Raw genomic sequence first — 18345 nt, forward strand, 5'->3', positions numbered from 1 at the left:
TGCCAGCCATGCCAGGATCTGCTCTCGTTGTGATCGAGCCCGAATTCGTTTTTCGCAGTTTCAAAGCTGTCTTCGATCGCCCATCGATGGCCTTCGACCGCGACCAGCGTTTCAATTGATGTTCCTGCCGGGCACCAGGTCGAGAAGAAGGCGAGGTCATCATCAGCGATACGACGCCGGATCAGCAGACCGCGTGTCCAAAGACCTTGATCGACGCTGTTGAATTCTTCGGCATCGAGATCGGCTAGTTCGAGATAACACCAATCGTGCAGCCGCGGTCCTTTGGTTCCGGCACCGGCCGACAGGCGCTTCCAGTCGGATGGGCGTCGCGTCCGGGCGAGTTCCGCAGCCGTCCCGGCGACCGGCGGTCGCTTGCCCCAGGATCGGAATACATGAGCGCTGTTGACCCCAAGCACGTAGCCCTTGCCGGCCCGACGCAATTGCTGTTCGAGGTCGCCAACACCGTAAACGGTATCGCCGGCAACCCAGTTGAATGGGACAGACGCCGCTATCGCCCGTGCGATCATTCTCGTCGCAAGCTTTGGCTTGGTCGCAAAACCGACGTCGGCAGGCACGTATGTGGCTTCCAGGCGATCTGGATCGTCGGTCCATTCCTTCGGAAGATATAATGCGCGATCGATGAACGCATGGCCATGACGCGAAACGTAGGTAGCGAACACGCCGATCTGGCAGTTCGTAATCTTGCCTGCCGAACCGGTGTATTGCCGCGCCACGCCGCACGACGCCTTCCCCTGTTTGAGAAAGCCGGTCTCGTCGATGACGAGGACCGCATCGTCGTCTGCCAAATGCTCCATCACATAGTCGCGGACAATATCGCGCAAGGCATCGGCATCCCAATCGCTGCGACCCAAGATCGCCTGTTGCCGCCAAGGACCAGGATCGCCAGCGGCCTCCGCGCGCATCCAACCGGTCTTGCGTTGCTCATCACCGAGCAGACCTTCCAGAAACAGGCCCGCGTTCCTCGCAACACGTTCTTGCCCGAACAGCGGACGTATCCGCTTCTTAACCTCCCGAAGCGACGCAGCCCACAACGCAAGCGTCTCTTCAACTGACGCTGCCTGCGCCCACAATCTTCGAATCATGGTTGCCCATGGATTCAGAAACTCTCAGAAAACACAACTGTAATGCTAAGCCCGATTGGCCTGTCCCCTGAACTCCATCGCCAGCACGTAGCGCTCTGACGAATCCTGCCGGCTCGCGGCCGGCTTGACGTGGCGCACGGTGGCGAAGTCGCGCTTGAGCTGCGCCAGCAACTCAGCGTCCGCGCCGCTCTGAAACACCTTTGCCAGAAATATCCCGCCCGGATTGAGTACCTCGCATGCGAAATACGCCGCGGTCTCGACCAGGCCGATGATGCGGAGCTGGTCGGTCTTGCGATGGCCGGTGGTGTTGGCGGCCATATCGGACATCACGACGTCGGCGCGGCCGCCCATCATCGCGATCAGCCTCGCAGGCGCGTCATGATCGAGGAAGTCGAGCTGCGCGAAGGTGACGCCGGGGATCTCGCCCATCTCCAGCAGATCGATCGCGACCACCTTACCCTTGCCGTCCGCGGAGCCGGTGCGCTTGGCCGCGATCTGGCTCCAGCCGCCGGGCGCGGCGCCAAGGTCGACCACCGTCATGCCCGGCTTGAACAGGCGATATTTATCGTCGATCTCGAGCAGCTTGAAGGCCGCGCGCGAGCGGTAACCCATCGCCTTGGCCTTGGCGACATAGGGATCGTTGAGCTGGCGCTCCAGCCAGAGTTTTGAAGACAGCTTACGCTTGCCGCCGCTCTTGACCGTGACGTGCAGCCGCCCGGTGGTGTCTTTCGCCATGCTACTTCTCTTCTCCCTCGCCCCGCTCTTGCGGGGAGAGGGTTGGGGTGAGGGGCTGCTTCCACATATCGAACCCGCGGAGAGAGCCCCTCACCCGGATTGCTGCGCAATCCGACCTCTCCCCGCAAGAGCGGGGCGAGGTGGACCGAACGCTCATTAGAATTGACGCTCTAGCATGCCCGCAGCGCGCCGTCCTCGCGCATCATCTCGACCAGCATGCCCTCGCGCAGGCCGCGGTCGGCGACCCGCAGCCGCGGCATCGGGAAGGCGTTGCGGATTGCGTCGAGGATGGCGCAGCCCGCGAGCACCAGGTCGGCGCGCTCGACGCTGATGCAGCTGTTGCTGACGCGGTCCTCATAGCTCATGCAGAGCAGCTTCTGGATTGTCGCTGACACATCGGCATCGTTCATCCAGATGCCGTCGATGCGGCGGCGATCGTAGCGCGGCAGATTGAGGAACACGCCGGCGAGCGTGGTCACGGTGCCCGAGGTGCCGAGCATGTGCATGTCGCGCAGGTCTCGGCCGTGCTCGGCCGCGAACGGCGCGACATGCTGCGCGACCTCGTCGATCATGCGCGCATACAGTTCCTTCGTGACGTTCCGGCCGCCGAAATGCTCGGCCAGCGTGACGACGCCGAGCGGGATCGACATCCACGCCTTGATGCGCGGCGCGTCGCCAGGCGTATGCGGATCGCGCTCGATCCGCACCAGTTCGGTCGAGCCGCCGCCGATATCGAACAGGATCGCGCCCCGCCCGCGCGGATCGAGCAGCGGCGAACAGCCGATCACGGCGAGCGTCGCTTCGGTCTCGCGGTCGATCACCTCGAGCTTGATGCCCGTCTCCGCAGCGACGCGCGCGCGAAAGCTCTCCGCATTGCCGGCGGCGCGGCAGGCCTCGGTGGCGATCAGCCGCAGCCGGCGGGCCCTGCGATGGCGGATCTTGTCGCCGCAAATGCTGAGCGCGGCGATGGCGCGCTCGATCGCGGCCTCGCTGATGGAACCGGTCGCGGCGATGCCCTCGCCGAGCCGGATGATCCGCGAGAAGGAATCGACCACGCGGAACCCGTCGCCCGACGGACAGGCGATCAACAGCCGGCAATTGTTGGTGCCAAGGTCCAGCGCGGCGTAGACCCCGGTGTCTGCGCCCGCCGCAATCAACCCTGACGGGGCCCCGCCGGCCGGAGGGCCGTCACAAAGCCGCGCATCGTCATTCATCAAACTGTCTTTCGCCGCGGCCGCTGGTCGGCCGACCGAAGAATTTCCGTTCACGGAAACTTTAGCAGCGCCAAGGGCCTGCGCAATATGCGTTCACATTGGGACCATGCCCAATCGGGCGTTGTCGTTAAGGGGGATGCGCGTTATCTCGTGAATCGCCCGCCAAACCGGCGCAAATCCGGGCATTTCAGGTCATTTCCGATGCAAGATCACACGTCTTCCGCTTCTCTCGAAAACGCTATTGCACTGCAAAAATACGGTGTCGGGCAGCCTGTGCGCCGCAAGGAGGACGATACGCTGGTGCGCGGCAAGGGCCGTTACACCGACGATTTCTCGCTTCCCAACCAGGCCTATTGCTGGATCGTCCGCTCCTCCCACGCCCATGGCGTCATCAACGGCATCGACACCGCGGCCGCCAAGGCGATGCCGGGCGTGCTCGGGGTCTGGACCGGCACCGATCTTGCGGCCGCCGGCTACAACCCCTTTACCTGCGGAATGCCGCTGAAGAGCCGCGACGGCTCGCCGCTCCTCCAGACCAACCGGCCGGCGCTCGCGACCGACAAGGTGCGCTTCGTCGGCGATCCCATCGCCTTCGTGGTCGCGGAGACCGCGGCCCAGGCGCGCGATGCGGCCGAAGCGGTCGAACTGGACATCGAGCCGCTGCCGGCCGTGACTGATGCGGCCGAAGCCGCCAAGCCCGGCGCGCCGCAGCTCTACGACAACATTCCGAATAACGTCGCGCTCGATTATCACTATGGCGACACCGCCAAGATCGACGCGGCGTTCGCCGGCGCTGCGCATGTCACCAAGCTCGACATCGTCAACACCCGCGTCGCCGTGGTCTCGATGGAGCCGCGCGTGGCGCTGGCCCATTACGACAAGAAGACCGAGCGCTTCACGCTGCAGGTGCCGACCCAGGGCGTCTCCGGCAACAAGGTGATTCTGGCGCGCCTGCTCAACGTGCCCTCGGACAAGGTGCGCATCCTCACCGCCAATGTCGGCGGCTCCTTCGGGATGAAGAACCTGAACTATCCCGAATACACCTGCATCGCGCATGCCGCACGCGAGCTCGGCCGCCCGGTGAAGTGGCTGGATGAGCGCTCGACGAGCTTCCTGTCCGACAGCCAGGGCCGCGCGCAAAAGATCCATGCCGAGCTCGCGCTCGATGCCGACGGCAAATTTCTCGCGGTGCGCCTGTCCGGCTATGGCAATCTCGGCGCCTACATCACGGGTGTCGCGCCGGGTCCGCTGTCGCTCAACACCGGCAAGAACCTCGCCAGCGTCTATCGCACGCCGCTGCTCGGCGTCGACATCAAGACTGTCGTGACCAACACCACGCTGATGGGCGCCTATCGCGGCGCCGGGCGGCCCGAGGCCAACTACTACATGGAGCGGCTGATCGACGCCGCCGCCGACGAGATGGGCATCAACCGTCTCACCTTGCGCAAGCGCAACTTCATCAAGCCGTCACAACTGCCCTTCGCGGCGGCATCGGGCGTCACCTATGACAGCGGCGATTTCGCCGGCGTGTTCCAGAAGGCGCTGGAGATCTCCGACTACGAGAACTTCGCCAAGCGCAAGAAGGAGAGCAAGAAGAGCGGCAAGCTGCGCGGCATTGCCGTCGGCTCCTATCTCGAGGTCACCGCGCCACCGAGCGGCGAGCTCGGCAAGATCACCTTCGAACCGGACGGATCGGTGAGGCTCACCACCGGCACGCTCGATTACGGCCAGGGCCACGCCACGCCGTTCGCGCAGGTGCTGTCCGACCAGCTCGGCGTGCCCTTCGAGAAGATCACCCTCGAACAGGGCGACAGCGACCGCGTGCGCTTCGGCAACGGCACCGGCGGCTCGCGCTCGATCACCGCAACCGGACAGGCGATCGTCGAAGCCTCCGCGCTCGTCGTCGAGAAGGGCAAGAAGGCCGCCGCGCACATGCTGGAAGCCTCCGAGGCCGACATCGAGTTTGGCAATGGCCGCTTCACCATCGCCGGCACCGACCGCTCGATCGGCATCATGGAGCTCGCCGAGCGGATGCGCGACAACAAGATGCCCGAGGGTACCCCTGATACTCTCGACGTCGATCACGCCACCAAGGAGACGATATCGACCTTCCCGAACGGCTGTCACGTCGCCGAGGTCGAGATCGATCCGGACACCGGCGTGACGCAGATCGTGCGCTACTTCGCGGTCAACGATTTCGGCACCGTGGTCAATCCGATGATCGTCGCCGGCCAGCTGCATGGCGGCGTCGCCCAGGGCATCGGCCAGGCCATGATGGAGGAAGTGAATTACGACGGCTCCGGCCAGCCGATCACCGGCTCGTTCATGGACTACGCGCTGCCGCGTGCCGGCGACATCCCGTCGATGCAGGTCGACAATCACCCTTCGCCCGCGAAGACCAATCCGCTCGGCACCAAGGGCTGCGGCGAAGCTGGTTGCGCCGGCAGCCTCGTCTGCATCGTCAACGCCGTGGTGGATGCACTGTCGGATTACGGCATCAAGCACATCAACATGCCGATCACGTCGGAAAAGGTCTGGCGCGCGATCCAGGATGCGAAGGCGAAGGCGGCGTAAGCCGCGCTGCCGCCACCGACACCGCTGTCGTCACCCGCGCGAAAGCGGGTGACCCAGTATTCCAGAGACGGCAGTGCTTGAGCCGAGAAGTCGCGGCGTACTGGATCCCCCGCATGCGCGGGGGATGACAGCTATTGATGCGGAAGCGACGTCCCTCTTACGGACTTGAGCTTTCGTTCGCGGACCACTCAAGCCAACATCTTCAGTGCGCGTTCCAGAAACTCCAGCCGGTCCTGCCCCCAAAAAATCTCGCCGGACGGCAGCACGTAGCTCGGCGCGCCGAATACGCCAGCTTTCAGCGCATCCTGCGTGTTCTGCTCGTAGAGCCGGTCGAGCTCGGCATCCGACGGAGCGTCTGCGCGCAGGGCCGCGGCGTCCAGGCCGGCACGTTGCGCGGCGGCCGACATGACATCGGCGTCGGAGAGCGCCTCCTCGCGCTCCCAGATGGCGCGGCTAAACTCCAGCGAGAGGCGGTGGGCATCCTTGCCCTGCAGGGCAGCAGCAATGACGAGACGCACCGCCGCAAGGTCATCGATCGGAAAATGCTTGGGCTCGACGTTGAGCGGAATGCCCCTCACCTCGCGCCAGCGCCTCAGCTCCACCAGGCGGTAGGCCTGCCGTTGCGGCGAACGCTTTGGCAGCGGCAGGCCACCGGTCTGCTCGAAGATCGGACCGAACTTGCAGGGCTTGGCGTTGACGGTCGCGCCATGTCGCCGCGCGATCTCGGCAAGCGGTGCGCTGCCCATAAATGTCCAGGGCGAGTTGAGCGACAGATAATAGTCGATGATGACCGACATCTATGCCGCCGCCTGCTCGCGCGGTTGGGTGATCGCGATGTGCCAGCAATGCGCCAGCGGCGTGGCGCCGTTGGCGAGCACCATCGCGTCGAGCTCGACGAAGCGGTGCCCCTTCTTGTCGTAGTTGCCGGTGACCTTGGCCCGCGCCGTCAATTCGTCCCCGATCTTGCCCGCCGACAATAGCTGCATCCGGGTGCCGACATGAATCCAGGGCCCGAGGATCGCATTGTCGACCAGCACCTTGTTCATCACGCGCGGCAGCAGGCCGGGATGACCGAGGCCTTCGCGGCCGTAGATCGTGTCGGTCTCCCTGATGTCGGCGAGATATTCCTTCGCCGCATCGCCGGACCAGTCGCGCGGGATGGTGCCGAGCCACTTGCCGAGTTCGTAGGACGACGCGCTCACCGGCTTGCGCTCGGCGACCGCCGGAACCTGTTGGTAGTCGTCGATCGAAAACTTCGGTGCAGAGACCGGAAGCGTCGCAGTGCCGCTCGCGCAGAGGTCGCCGCGGCTGTGCAGCTCGATCGCGAGCCCGCGGCCATCTTCCCGGGCCGTCAGCTCGGCGGTCTCGCCGTCATAGACCGGCTTCACGAACCGCGCCTCGATCAGGCCGCGCTCGAGGAAGTCGCGGCCCCAGCGCTCGACAGGCATGTGCATCATGTAGGCCATGACGTCGACACCGGGCACGAGCCCGCCGGAAAAGCCGAACTTCCGCGCCACCGTGTCGTCGTGGATCTTGTTCTCAGACAGCTTCGAGGTGTTGTAGGCCGAGACACGGTAGGTTTGCAGCGCCGTCATGGGTTTTCCCTTATTTCGGTTGTTTTTCTGGCGATGATCGTAGTCGAACCGAACAGCGTGGCAAGCCTCTCGTTTTGCTCGCAATTTTCCGCACGATGGAGTACAGCGGGGCGCGCTCACCAACACCTGGATCAATGACTGAAACCCCCGCCCCCATCCGTATCTATGTCGATGCCGACGCCTGCCCGGTGAAGGATGAAATCTACCGTGTCGCGATCCGCCTCGGCGTGCCCGTCAGCGTGGTCGCGGGATCCTTCATCCGCGTGCCGCAGGATCCGCTGATCGAGCGCGTCGCCGCCGGTTCCGGCATGGATGCGGCCGACGACTGGATCGCGGAGCGCGCGCACGAGGGCGACGTCGTGATCACGGCTGACATTCCGCTGGCGAGCCGGTGTGTGAAGGCCGGCGCCGAGGTGATCGCGCCGAATGGAAAGCCGTTCGCGGAACAGTCGATCGGCATGACGCTCGCGATGCGCAATTTGATGACAGATCTGCGCTCGTCGGGCGAGATCACCGGCGGGCCGAAATCGTATTCGCCGCGCGACCGCTCGACGTTCCTGTCGACGCTCGACCAGACTATCCGCCGCATCCAGCGCCGCCGCGCGGAGCAGGCGACGACGAGCCAAGTTTGACACGATGGCACCACCACCGCTCATCCAGCTCAAGGACATCAGCCTGACCTTCGGCGGCACGCCGCTGCTGACCGGCGTCGAGCTCTCGGTCTCCGCGAGCGAGCGCGTTTGCCTGATCGGCCGCAACGGTTCGGGCAAGTCGACGCTGCTGCGGATCGCCGCAGGCCTGGTCGAACCGGATTCCGGCAGCCGTTTCGTGCAGCCCGGCGCCACCATTCGCTATCTGCCGCAGGAGCCGGACTTCGCCGGGCATGCGACCACGCTGTCCTATGTCGAGGCCGGGCTCGGACCAGGCGACGATCATTACCAGGCGCGCTATCTGCTCGAGCAGCTTGGGCTGACCGGCGAGGAAGATCCCGCGCATGTCTCCGGCGGCGAGGCGCGACGCGCAGCGCTGGCGCGGGTGCTGGCGCCCTCGCCCGATATACTGCTGCTCGACGAACCGACCAACCATCTGGACCTGCCGACCATCGAATGGCTCGAAGGCGAGTTGGAGAGCCGGCGGTGCGCGCTGGTGCTGATCAGCCACGACCGCCGCTTCCTCACCAATCTGTCGCGCGCCACCGCCTGGCTCGACCGCGGCCAGATCAGGCAGATCGACCGCGGTTTCGGTGCGTTCGAGGAATGGCGCGACGAGGTGCTGGCCGAGGAAGAGCGCGAGCAGCACAAGCTCGACCGCAAGATCGTCAACGAGGAGCACTGGCTGCGCTACGGCGTCTCCGGCCGCCGCAAGCGCAACGTCAAGCGGCTCGGCAATCTGCACGCATTGCGCGACCAGCGCCGCAATTATCGCGGCGCCACCGGCAACGCCACGCTCGCGGCGGCGGAAGCCGAGAAATCCGGTCGCCTCGTGATCGAAGCGAAGCGCATCGCCAAGGCCTATGGCGAGCACACGATCGTCGACGGCTTCTCGACCCGGATCCAGCGCGGCGACCGTATCGGCATCGTCGGCCCCAACGGCGCCGGCAAGACCACGCTGGTGCATCTTCTGATCGGCAACGATCCGCCCGACTCCGGCTCGGTGCGGCTCGGCGCCAATATCGAGATGGCGACACTGGACCAGCACCGCGAAAGCCTCGATCCGAAGCTGACGCTGGCCGAAGCGCTGACCGGCGGTCGCGGCGACCATGTGATGGTCGGCGACAAGACCAAGCACGTCATCGGCTACATGAAGGACTTTCTGTTCGCGCAGGAGCAGCGCGGCACGCCGCTGGAAGCGCTCTCCGGAGGCGAGCGCGGCCGCCTGATGCTGGCGCGCGCGCTGGCCAAGCCGTCCAATCTCCTGATCCTGGACGAGCCGACCAACGACCTCGATCTCGAAACCCTCGACGTGCTCGAGGACATGCTCGGCGATTACGAGGGCACCGTGATCCTGATCAGCCACGACCGCGATTTCCTCGATCGCGTCGTGACCTCGGTGATCGTGCCCGAGGGCCAGGGCCGCTGGATCGAATATGCCGGCGGCTACACAGACATGCTGGCGCAGCGCGGCGCTGACGTGAAGCGCGAGACGGTGAAAGCGCAAGGCACGGTCGAGGAGAAAAAGGAAGCGAGAGCCGCAGCGCCCGAAGCGGCCCCCAGACGTCGGCTGAGCTTCAACGAGAAGCACGCGCTCGAAACGCTCCCGAAGACGATCGACAAGCTGCATGCCGAGATTGCCAAGCAGCAGAAGCTGCTTGACGATCCCGACCTCTACACCACGGATCGCAAGACATTCGATGCCGCCTCCGCCGCGATCGCCAAGGCGCAGGAAGACCTTGCCGCCGCCGAGGACCGCTGGCTCGAGCTCGAAGTGCTGCGCGAGGAAATAGAACAAGCGTGAACCTAATGATTTCTGCCGTCATTGCGAGGAGCGTAGCGACGAAGAAATCCATGCATCTGCAAGTGCGGACCGATGGATTGCTTCGCTCCGCTCGCAATGACGTGAATGTCAAACTGGAGTTGACCCGATGACCACGCCCCTCGCCGCCAAGATCGCCCGTGAATACGGCACGCCCTGCGCCGTGATCGACATGGACCGGGTCGAGCGCAACATCGCCCGCATCCAGGCGGCCTGCGATCAAGCCGGCGTCGCCAACCGGCCGCACATCAAGACCCACAAGAACCCGACGCTGGCGCAGCTGCAGGTCAAGGCCGGCGCCATGGGCATCACCTGCCAGAAGCTCGGCGAGGCCGAGATCATGGCCGATGCCGGGATCGACAACATCCTGATCAGCTACAATCTGCTCGGCGACGAGAAGATGGCGCGGCTCGGCGCTCTCCAGGGAAAGACCAACGTCACCGTCGCCGCCGATAATTCCGTCGTCGTCGGCGACCTGCCGAAAGCCGCGGCTGCGTCAGGCCGCCCGCTCTCCGTTGTTGTCGAATGCGACACCGGCCGCAAGCGCGCCGGCGTCGAGACTCCGGCGGAGGCGATCGCGCTGGCGCGGGAGATCGCAGGCTCGAAGGGGCTGAGCTTCGCGGGCTTCATGCTGTATCCGACCGAGACCGGCTGGGCGGACGCGCAGAAATTCTACGATGAGGCGCTGGCCGGCGTCCGCGCGCACGGGCTGGACGCAACGATCGTCTCGACCGGCGGCACGCCGAACCTGAAGAATCTCGGCAAGCTGAAGGGCGGCACCGAGCATCGCTTCGGCACCTATATCTACAACGACCGCATGCAGGTCGCCGCCGGCGTCGCCACCTGGGACGATTGCGCGCTCCACATCTACTCCACCGTCGTCAGCCGTGCCGGCCCCGAGCGCGGCATCCTCGACGCCGGCTCGAAGACGCTGACGTCGGATACCGGCGGGCTGGAGGGTCACGGCCTGATCCTCGAACATCCCGAGGCCAGGATCGCGCGCTTTGCCGAGGAGCACGGCTTCCTCGACCTCTCCCGCAGCAACACGCGGCCTGGCGTCGGCGACGTCGTGCGGATCGTGCCCAACCATGTCTGCGTCGTCGTCAACATGATGGACGAGGTCGTGATGGTGCGCGGCGACGAGATCATCGGCACGCTGCCGGTCGCGGCCCGCGGCAAGCTGCGGTAGCCGCATCCCGTACGATGGGCAGAGCGCAGCGAAACCCATCAAAATTTCATCTGCGCGGAAAGCGATGGGTTTTGCTTCGCTCTACCCATCCTACGCGCTTCACCCCCTTACGAGCGCCTGCAACTCCCGATCCAGCGCGCCGCGAAACACCTTGATCGGCCGCGCCAATCGACCGGCCGGCGGGCGATGTACGATCCAGGCGCGGACGGCCGGGTTGAAATTCTCGATCTTGATGATCTTGAGCCGGTTGCGGATCGGGCTCCGCTTCAGCGCCACCGGCGTCACCAGCCCGACACCGAGCCCGCGCGCCACCAGCGACAGACGCAGCTCGCTGTCCAGCGCCTCGACCGCGACAGTGAACGGCAGGTGCGCCGCATCGAAATGGCGCTTCAGCGTCTGACGAAAACCGCAACCGTCCTGGTTGATCACCCAGCCCATCCCGGAGAGACATTCGAGGTCGACCGACTTCGGTATCTTCATGTCCCGCGCGACGACGAACACCACCGGCTGCGCGCCGAAATCGTCGGCAACGAGATCGGCTGGCGGAGGTGTGCCGTCGGGCAGACAGATCGCGGCCGCGTCGAGTTCGTTGCGAGACACCGACTCCATGTGATGCGGCGACCAGCCGGAGACGACTCGCACTGCGAGCGCGGGAAATTCGGCGCGCACGGCATCAAGTGGACCCGTGAGCCCGGCTTCCGACAGGAACGGTGTCAGGCCGAGCCTGAACTCGCCGCGCACCACGCCATCATTGGCGACGCCCGACTTGAGATCGTCGAGCATGCGCAGCAGGCGGCGGCCCTGCTCATAGGCCTCGTGTCCGGCCGGTGTCGGCTTCAAGGGCTTCGACAGCCGGTCCAGCAGTTGTGCGCCCAGCATCCCCTCAAGGTTCTGGATCCGCCGCGTCACGCCGGGTTGGGTCAGGTTCAGCCGCGCCGAGGCCGCGACGATCGAACCGGTCTCCACGACAGCGACGAAGGCAACAAGGTCGTGCGTATTCATAACAAACTCGCATATTCTTCATTATCTTATTTGAATTGTAGCATATTAGTCCGATCCCCTAAAGGGGGCTTCGCAACTCCATCGCGAGGTCCCATGACCATCTCCGACGTCACCAAGCTCTCCCCGGCGCAGCCCCTCTCGGTCCGCCCCCTGATCTGGATCGGCGCCATCACCACCGGCACCGTCGTCACCAACCTGTTTGCGCCGCAGATCCTGGTCGGCCTGATCAGCCGTTCGCTCGACATGACCGCAGTCCAGGCCGGCCTGATCTCGACGCTGACACTGCTCGGCTATGCGCTCGGCCTGCTGCTGCTGGTGCCGCTGGTCGACCTGGTCGAGAACAAGCGGCTGATCCTGCGCACGCTGGCCTGCGCGATCGTCTCTGCGCTGGGCACGGCGCTGGCGCCGACGCCGAATGTCCTGCTCGCGGCGACATTCATCCTCGGCGCCTCCTGCGCCGCGATCCAGATGGTGGTGCCGCTGGTCGCATCCATGGTGGCGCCGGAACGCCGGGGACAAGCGATCGGCGACGTCATGAGCGGATTGATGATCGGCATCCTGCTGTCGCGCCCCGCCGCGAGCCTGATCGCGGACCAGTGGAATTGGCGCGGCTATTACGTCACTTCTGCCGTGCTGATGATCGTGCTTACCGCGGCGTTGGCCCGCGCGTTGCCGTCGCTGAACCCGACCGCGGCGACGAGCTACGGCGCGTTGCTGCGCTCGTTTCCGCGGCTGCTGCGGGAGGAACCGGTGCTACGCGTTCGCGCCTGGACCTCGGCGCTGGTGATGGCCTCCTTCACCTCATTCTGGGCCGCCGTCGCGCTGCGCCTGCCGGAGGCGCCGTTCCACCTCGACGCCGGAGGGATTGCGCTGTTTGCGCTGATCGGTGTCGCCGGAGCCGCGGCGACCTCGGTCGCCGGCCGCTGGGGCGACCGGGGCTTTGCGCGGCCGCTGCTGATCGGCGCGCACCTGCTCATCGTCATCGCGGCAGCGCTGTGCGTCTGGGCCGCCATGCTCGAGTCACGCATCGCGGCGCTGCTGTTGATGAGCGCCGGCGCGATCCTGCTCGATCTCGGCATCACTACCGACCAGACGCTGGGCCGGCGCGCGGTCAACCTCTTGCAGCCGGAAGCGCGCGGCCGCATCAACGGCCTGTTCGTGGCGCTGTTCTTCATCGGCGGCGCGGCGGGCGCGGCAGCCGCCTCGATCGCCTGGAGCATCGGCGGCTGGACCATGGTCTGCGTAGTGACCGCGGCGTTTGGCGTGCTCGGCGTCATCACCGATCTCGCGACGAAGACCGGCTCGCAGTGAGATCGCGTAAGATGGGTAGAGCGCAGCGAAACCCATCAATCTCAAACGCGCGGAAGCATGATGGGTTTCGCTTCGCTCTACCCATCCTACAGATCGAGCCACCTCAGCGCACCCTTGCCGGCGGCAACACCTGTCGCGAACGACGCCTGCAACAGATAGCCGCCGGTCGGCGCTTCCCAGTCGAGCATTTCCCCGGCGGCGAAAACGCCGGGCAGCCGCCGCAGCATGAAACGGTCGTCGAGCTCGTCGAACCTGACCCCGCCCGCACTCGAGATCGCCCGCGCGATCGGCGCCACGCCGGTGATCCGGACCGGCACGGCGTTGATCATCGCGGCAAGCTCGGCCGGCGGCAGTGATGCGAGCGATCTAGCGGAGGCGACTGCGGCCTCCTGCAACAGCCCGATGCCGACGGGTGAAAGCTGCGCGGCCTTGCGCAGGAAGTTCGAAAGGGATTGCTTGCCCTTTGGCGCCGACAGGCGCGCGGCCAATTCGTCGCTTGAAAGATCAGGCCGCAGCGCGACGCGAAGCGTCGCCACGCCATCGGCCAGCACCGCCTCACGCAACTCGGCCGACAGCGCGTAGATCGCACCGCCTTCGATGCCGCCACGAGTGATGGTGGCCTCGCCGCGCACCGTGTGCGCGCCGATCGTCAACGCGACGCCCTTGAGCGGCTGGCCTTCAAACCGGTCGCGGAAAATATCGGACCAGGCGACCGTGAAGCCGGAGTTGGCCGGCCTCATCGGCGCCACCGCAACGCCCTTTGTCGCGAGGATCTCCGTCCACGCGCCGTCGGATCCGAGCCGCGGCCAGCTCGCGCCGCCAAGCGCGAGCACGATGGCATCGGCATTGATGGTCCGCTGACCATCCGATGTCTCGAACAGCAGCCCGCCACCCTCGTCCCATCCGACCCATCGATGCCGGAATGCGAACTTCACGCCCGTGGCATCAAGCCGCCGCAGCCAGGCGCGCAACAGCGGCGACGCCTTGAACGCCTCGGGGAACACGCGGCCGCTGCTGCCGACGAAAGTCGGCTGCCCCAGCGCCTCTGACCATGCGCGTAACGCCTCAGGCGGAAAGGCCTCAACCGCGGCCTGCAGATGCGGCATCGCCTCGCGATAGCGCGCGAGGAAATCCGGCAATAGTTCAGAGTGGGTGAGATTGAGTCCGCCGCGACCCGCCATCAGGAATTTGCGGCCGGCCGACGGCATCGCGTCGTGGACGGTGACTTGCACACCACCGGCCGCAAGCACCTCCGCCGCCATCAGGCCGGCGGGGCCAGCTCCGATGACGGCGGCAGTCTTTGGCGAACTCACCGCGGCCGGCAAAGAGCATTCCCTCCGCGCAAAGACTCATCCTGAGGAGGCCGCAACGCGGCCGTCTCGAAGGATGGGCCGCATCGGGGCCTCATGGTTCGAGACGCGCGAAGACGCGCTCCTCACCATGAGGGCGTCACCCCTTACAGCTTGATCCCCGCCCGCGCGGCGGCTTGGGCGACGTATTTCTGCGTCTGCTCGAACGCGCCCTGCAGCGCCTTCGCGGTCGACATGTCGCTGATGTCCTTGAAGTGCGCGGCGACCGCGTCGGGCGTCCAGTCGGACTGCGGCAGGTTGACTCCTTCGGTCTCCAGCACCTTGATGACGGCGAACGAGCCGGCACCGGCGCCCATGATGGTGCGGGTCGGCGCGTCCTCGCTGAGCAGGAACTCGACCGCCGGCGTGATCGCCTCCGGCTTCATCAGGGCAAGCGCCTGCGGCGGCAGCAGCTCCTCGGTCATGCGGGTCGCCGCCGTCGGCGAGATCGTGTTGACCTTGATGTTGTTCTTGCGGCCTTCCTCGGCGAGCACGTTCATCAGGCCGACCATGCCGGCCTTCGCCGCACCGTAATTGGCCTGGCCGAAATTGCCGAACAGGCCCGATGACGAGGTCGTCAGCACGATGCGGCCGTAGTTGCGCTCGCGCATGCCGGCCCACACCGCCTTGCAGCAGTAGAAGGTGCCGGTGAGATGCACACCGAGCACCTTTTCCCAGTCGGCGACCTCGAGCTTGGCGAACGACTTGTCGCGCAGGATGCCGGCATTGGCGCACAAGAGGTCGACGCTGCCCCACTCCTTGGTGGCGCGCTCGACCATCGCGGTGACCTGCTCGAAGTTCGAGACGTCGGCGCCGTCGGCCATCGCGGTGCCGCCGGCCTTGCGGATCTCCTCGACCACGGTCTCGGCCGGCGACAGCGAACCGCCGGTGCCGTCGCGCGCCCCGCCGAAATCGTTGACCACGACCTTGGCGCCGCGGCTGGCGAGCCCCAGCGCATGCGCCCGTCCAAGACCATTGCCCGCGCCGGTGACGATAGCGACGCGTCCGTCAAACCTGATTGCCATAGTGCATTCCTGCTGTTCCTTCTCCCCTCGTGGGAGAAGGTGGCGCGCGCAAGCGCGCCGGATGAGGGGTTGTCTCCACGAGATGAGCTCGCGGAGAGAGACCCCTCACCCGGCTTCATCTCGCTCCGCTCGATTGCGCCACCCTCTCCCCTGGGGAGAGGGTGCACGCCCGCGCGGCGTCAAAAGACGAGCGACGTTTTGAGCAGCGATGGATGGCCGGGTCAAGCCCGGCCATAACGGCCGGGCGGCGCTATACCGAAGGGGCCATCGATCCGCAGGGCTTTAGGGATTTGACCCAGTGCCCGTTCCAGCACTCGTGATGCTCTTGGGCGTAGCTGATCGCCCCAATCACAATCAAGGCGACGACGACAAGTCCGGCGACAATGTTCTGCACCATGGCTGCCACTCCCCGGGACCGTACGGCCTAAGGCGAGGATGATGGACACCAGATATCATGGCCGTCAATGCGCCAAGGGGACGAGGCGAGCAACGCACGGCTGGGAAACTCGTCAAGCCGGGCTCGACCCGGCCACGACGGGCTGAATCAATTGAAGTAGATCAGGCCGAGCCAGTCGGCGACCAGCGCGGGCTTCTCCTCGCCCTCGATCTCGACCGTGACATTGGTGCGCGACAGCAATTCCTTCGGCTTGCGCAGCGTGGCCTCCGCCAACACGAAACGGCCGCGAACGCGCTTGCCGGACTTGACCGGCGAGATGAAGCGCAGCTTGTCGAAGCCGTAATTGACGCCCATCGCGGTGCCTTCGACGACCGGCATCACCTCGTAGGACATGATGCTCATCAGGGACATCGTGAGGAAGCCGTGCGCGATCGTGGTACCGAAGGCGGTTTCCTTCCTGGCGCGTTCCGGATCGACATGAATGAACTGATGATCCTCGATCACGTCGGCATAGGTGTCGATGCGGCCCTGATCGAGCAGGTGCCATGAGGACACGCCGATCTCCTTGCCGACCATGCCCTGATAGGTTTGCAGGGACACCGGCGGCTTCTTCCAGACTTCATTCATTGATTAATTCTCCGAACCGGACGCCCGCACCTTCTGCAGCTCCGGGAACTCTTCCTCGCGGAACTCGGCTCCGCGTAACGCATCGCTTCTGACATCGTCATGTTCGAGCCGCCGCAACTGCACGCGACGAATTTTTCCAGAAATCGTCTTGGGCAGTTCGGTGACCAGCTCGATCTTGCGGATGCGTTTAAACGGTGCGAGCCGCGTGTGCAAATGTTTGAAGATCGACAGCGCCGTCTCCGGCGTGCGCTCGACACCGGCAACCAGCAACACATAGGCCTTGGGGACCGCGAGCCGGATCGGATCCGGGCTCGGCACCACGGCGGCTTCAGCCACCGCGTCATGCTCGAGCAGCACGCTCTCCAGCTCGAACGGCGAGATGCGGTAGTCGGAGGATTTGAACACGTCGTCGGTGCGGCCGACGAAGGTGAGATAGCCCTCGTCATCGGTGAACACGACGTCGCCGCTACGATAGATCTCGCCGTCGGTCCCGATGAGCTTGCCGTCGTCGCCCTGATAGCCCTGCATCAGGCCGGCCGGCCTGTCGGCCCCGAGCAGCAGCGTCACCTCGCCTTCCTTCGCCGGTTGGCCGTCATTGTCTGACACCTGCACGCGATAGCCCGGCAGCGGGCGGCCCATCGAGCCGACCTTCACCTTCTGGCCCGGCGAGTTGCCGGCCAGCGCGGTGGTCTCGGTCTGACCATAGCCGTCGCGGATGGTGAGGCCCCAGGCCGATTTGACCTGGTCGATGATCTCAGGATTGAGCGGCTCGCCGGCGCCGCAGACCTCGCGCAGCGAGACCTTGAAGTTCGCGAGTTGCTCCTGGATGAACATCCGCCACACCGTCGGCGGCGCGCACAGCGTGGTGACGCCGCAGCGGCTGATGATCGAGAGCAGTCCTTTCGCCTCGAAGCGCGGCTGGTTGGCGATAAAGATCGTTGCGCCGGCATTCCACGGCGCGAAGAAGCAGCTCCAGGCATGCTTGGCCCAGCCGGGCGACGAGATGTTGAGGTGGATGTCACCGGGCTGCAAGCCGATCCAGTACATCGTCGAGAGATGGCCGACCGGGTAGCTGCGCTGGCTATGCCGCACCAGCTTCGGCTTCGCCGTGGTGCCCGAGGTGAAATAGAGCAGCATCGGATCGTCGGCCTTGGTCGGGCCGTCGCGCGTGAAGTTGTCGGGCGCCTTGGCGATGTCCTCGTAGCTGAGCCAGCCGTCATGCTTCTGCGTCGCGCCGACCACGATGCGCGCGAGCTTGTCGCCGCCGAGGCCTGCGAACTTCGCGACCTGGTCCTGCGCCGCCACCACCGCCTTCGCCTTGCCGCGGTCGAGCCGGTCGCGCAATTCATCCGCCGTCAGCAGCGTGGTCGCGGGGATCACGACGACGCCGAGCTTGATCGCCGCCAGCATGGTCTCCCAAAGCGGCACGACATTGCCGAGCAGCAGCAGCAGATGGTCGCCGCGCTTCAGGCCCTGCCCGCGCAGGAAGTTCGCGACCTGGTTGGAGCGCCGCGACAGCTCGGCGAAGGACAGTTTCGTCTCGTTGCCGCTTGCCGCATCGACGATCCACAGTGCCGCGCGATCGCGGCTGTCGGGACTCGTCGCCAGCTCGGCGTCGAACCAGTCCAGTGCCCAGTTGAACGGCACCGGATCGGGCCAGCGGAAATCCTTGACCGCGGTGTCGTAGTCGGCGCGGTGCTTGAGCAGAAAGGCGCGTGCGTCCTGAAATGTGGTCATCTTCATCCGAGCCCG

Annotated in this window: 16 protein-coding genes; 5 read left to right on the forward strand and 11 right to left on the reverse strand. The window is 65.5% G+C overall.

Going from position 1 to position 18345, the window contains the following annotated elements; genetic code table 11:
- From AS156_RS29990 to AS156_RS30000, 3 genes are all read right to left on the reverse strand, one after another.
- On the reverse strand, nt 1-1103 hold a 1103-nt coding region (locus AS156_RS29990), incomplete at its 3' end, for an IS701 family transposase (RefSeq protein ID WP_066500704.1).
- Nucleotides 1104-1148: 45 nt separating this feature from the next.
- The gene (locus tag AS156_RS29995; protein ID WP_066512392.1) at nt 1149-1838 is read right to left on the reverse strand and encodes an RlmE family RNA methyltransferase; all 690 of its coding nucleotides are present in this window, start codon (nt 1836-1838) and stop codon (nt 1149-1151) included.
- Nucleotides 1839-2008: 170 nt separating this feature from the next.
- On the reverse strand, nt 2009-3052 hold the full coding sequence (locus tag AS156_RS30000; RefSeq protein ID WP_082747810.1) for a Ppx/GppA phosphatase family protein: 1044 nt from the start codon (nt 3050-3052) through the stop codon (nt 2009-2011).
- 201 nt (nt 3053-3253) lie between these two features.
- Here AS156_RS30000 and AS156_RS30005 point away from each other — a divergent pair, with 201 nt between their 5' ends.
- On the forward strand, nt 3254-5626 hold the full coding sequence (locus tag AS156_RS30005) for a xanthine dehydrogenase family protein molybdopterin-binding subunit (protein WP_066512400.1): 2373 nt from the start codon (nt 3254-3256) through the stop codon (nt 5624-5626).
- A 188-nt stretch (nt 5627-5814) separates the two neighbouring features.
- Here AS156_RS30005 and AS156_RS30010 read toward each other — a convergent pair whose 3' ends face one another.
- Nucleotides 5815-6423, reverse strand: coding sequence for a 2-hydroxychromene-2-carboxylate isomerase (locus tag AS156_RS30010; RefSeq protein ID WP_066512404.1), 609 nt, complete (start codon nt 6421-6423; stop codon nt 5815-5817).
- Entirely contained in the window at nt 6424-7221 is a 798-nt protein-coding gene (locus AS156_RS30015; protein ID WP_066512406.1) for a hotdog family protein, read from the reverse strand.
- A 134-nt stretch (nt 7222-7355) separates the two neighbouring features.
- On the opposite strand from AS156_RS30015, the gene AS156_RS30020 reads away from it, so the two are divergent.
- From AS156_RS30020 to AS156_RS30030, 3 genes are all read left to right on the forward strand, one after another.
- Nucleotides 7356-7853 (forward strand): YaiI/YqxD family protein, encoded by a 498-nt coding sequence (locus AS156_RS30020; RefSeq protein ID WP_066512410.1) that lies wholly within the window; start codon nt 7356-7358, stop codon nt 7851-7853.
- 4 nt (nt 7854-7857) lie between these two features.
- Nucleotides 7858-9675: an ABC-F family ATP-binding cassette domain-containing protein gene (locus AS156_RS30025; RefSeq protein ID WP_066512413.1), complete on the forward strand. Its 1818-nt coding sequence runs from the start codon at nt 7858-7860 to the stop codon at nt 9673-9675.
- Between the two features lie 127 nt (nt 9676-9802).
- Nucleotides 9803-10882: a D-TA family PLP-dependent enzyme gene (locus AS156_RS30030; protein WP_066512416.1), complete on the forward strand. Its 1080-nt coding sequence runs from the start codon at nt 9803-9805 to the stop codon at nt 10880-10882.
- A 99-nt stretch (nt 10883-10981) separates the two neighbouring features.
- Here AS156_RS30030 and AS156_RS30035 read toward each other — a convergent pair whose 3' ends face one another.
- Nucleotides 10982-11884 carry a LysR family transcriptional regulator gene (locus AS156_RS30035; protein ID WP_066512419.1) on the reverse strand — a complete coding sequence of 301 codons (903 nt, stop codon included), beginning with the start codon at nt 11882-11884 and terminating at the stop codon, nt 10982-10984.
- A gap of 93 nt (nt 11885-11977) precedes the next feature.
- Between AS156_RS30035 and AS156_RS30040 the strand changes: the two genes are divergently transcribed.
- Nucleotides 11978-13195 carry an MFS transporter gene (locus tag AS156_RS30040; RefSeq protein ID WP_066512421.1) on the forward strand — a complete coding sequence of 406 codons (1218 nt, stop codon included), beginning with the start codon at nt 11978-11980 and terminating at the stop codon, nt 13193-13195.
- Between the two features lie 86 nt (nt 13196-13281).
- On the opposite strand, the gene AS156_RS30045 is transcribed toward AS156_RS30040, so the two are convergent.
- The 5 genes from AS156_RS30045 to AS156_RS30060 form a co-directional block, all read right to left on the reverse strand.
- Entirely contained in the window at nt 13282-14508 is a 1227-nt protein-coding gene (locus tag AS156_RS30045; RefSeq protein ID WP_082747811.1) for a BaiN/RdsA family NAD(P)/FAD-dependent oxidoreductase, read from the reverse strand.
- 143 nt (nt 14509-14651) lie between these two features.
- Nucleotides 14652-15569: an SDR family NAD(P)-dependent oxidoreductase gene (locus tag AS156_RS30050; RefSeq protein ID WP_066512425.1), complete on the reverse strand. Its 918-nt coding sequence runs from the start codon at nt 15567-15569 to the stop codon at nt 14652-14654.
- 250 nt (nt 15570-15819) lie between these two features.
- Nucleotides 15820-15966: a hypothetical protein gene (locus tag AS156_RS41335; RefSeq protein WP_245313139.1), complete on the reverse strand. Its 147-nt coding sequence runs from the start codon at nt 15964-15966 to the stop codon at nt 15820-15822.
- Between the two features lie 147 nt (nt 15967-16113).
- Nucleotides 16114-16593, reverse strand: coding sequence for a MaoC family dehydratase (locus AS156_RS30055; RefSeq protein WP_066512428.1), 480 nt, complete (start codon nt 16591-16593; stop codon nt 16114-16116).
- Nucleotides 16594-16596: 3 nt separating this feature from the next.
- Complete coding sequence (locus AS156_RS30060) at nt 16597-18330, reverse strand: AMP-binding protein (RefSeq protein WP_066512473.1); 1734 nt, start codon at nt 18328-18330, stop codon at nt 16597-16599.
- Nucleotides 18331-18345: the final 15 nt, after the last annotated feature.

It is taken from the genome of Bradyrhizobium macuxiense (assembly GCF_001542415.1).
GTDB lineage: Bacteria > Pseudomonadota > Alphaproteobacteria > Rhizobiales > Xanthobacteraceae > Bradyrhizobium > Bradyrhizobium macuxiense.